Source organism: Synechococcus sp. R8-2, assembly GCF_047461715.1.
Lineage (GTDB): Bacteria > Cyanobacteriota > Cyanobacteriia > Thermostichales > Thermostichaceae > Thermostichus.
In genome coordinates this window covers 1-996 of sequence record NZ_JANSHQ010000557.1, presented here as the reverse complement: position 1 = coordinate 996, position 996 = coordinate 1, and the positions used below count along the sequence as shown (strand labels likewise).

Annotated in this window: 1 protein-coding gene and 1 pseudogene; one reads left to right on the top strand and one right to left on the bottom strand. The window is 60.6% G+C overall.

Features of this window, described 5'->3' with window-relative positions; translation table 11 throughout:
* Positions 1-730, top strand: a 730-nt coding sequence (locus NW819_RS12425) for a peptidylprolyl isomerase (RefSeq protein ID WP_414413932.1), incomplete at its 5' end; no start/stop codon positions are given.
* Here NW819_RS12425 and NW819_RS12420 read toward each other — a convergent pair.
* Positions 727-996, bottom strand: a pseudogene (locus NW819_RS12420) (succinate dehydrogenase/fumarate reductase iron-sulfur subunit); the annotation flags it as partial. The gene NW819_RS12425 and the pseudogene NW819_RS12420 overlap by 4 nt on opposite strands.

Below are 996 nucleotides of genomic sequence, written 5' to 3'. Positions count from 1 at the left end.
GGTGATCGGCCAAGCCAGCGAGCGCAAATCCAAAGGCAAAGAAGAGGCCCGCGCTGCCTACGACCGTCTAGTGGACGAGTTGGGATCCCTCGAAAACAACTGGGTGGGGGCTTTCCCCTACACAGTGCCTGCTGAGTATGCCGACAAACCTCAGCTCTTGGGGCGGGCAGAGGTGGAGCTAAACACCACTGCCGGGCGCATGGTGATCACCTTAGATGGCTACAGCGCCCCCATCACTGCCGGCAACTTTGCCGACCTGGTGCAGCGGGGCTTCTACGATGGCCTGACCTTTGACCGGGTGGAGACCTTCTTCCTGGCGCAGGCCGGGGATCCCCCTGGCCCTGCCGATGGCTATGTGGATCCCGCCACCGGAAAAATTCGCACCATTCCTATGGAGATTCGCGCCAAAGGCGAGGTGATGCCCCGCTACGGCCAAACTTTTGATCAGATGGGCCTGTGGGATGTGGAGCCGGCCTTGCCTTTTTCTGCCGAAGGGACGGTGGCCATGGCCCGCTATCCCGACGATCCCAACAGCGCCTCTTCTCAGTTCTTCATCTTTATGGCTGAGCCGGATCTCACCCCGGCGGGGTTAAACCTCATGGATGGCCGCTATGCCGTGTTCGGGTACGTTACAGAGGGAACGGAGGTGCTGCGCCACATCAAAGTGGGGGATCGGATTTTGAGTGCCAGATTGATTTCCGGCCAAGACAACCTCAAAACTGGAGCCTAGAGGGGATCCCTTCCTTCCTGCCTAACTGTGTCGATAAGCCGCCGTACCGTCGCCGCCCCTGCAGAGGGCTGGAAGCGAAAGGGAAATTTGCCCCTGGCCAACAGGCGCAGACCCAAAGGCACCAAGCTGAGCAGCCCTTTGGGATCCCGGCCCACCACCTGCAGGGCAAAGCGGCGCTCATCTATCCAACCACCGGAGCGCACCAGTTGCACCAGAGTCTTGCGGTGGCGGATGGCTATGGGCAAGGACTCCGTCCGAATAGCGCG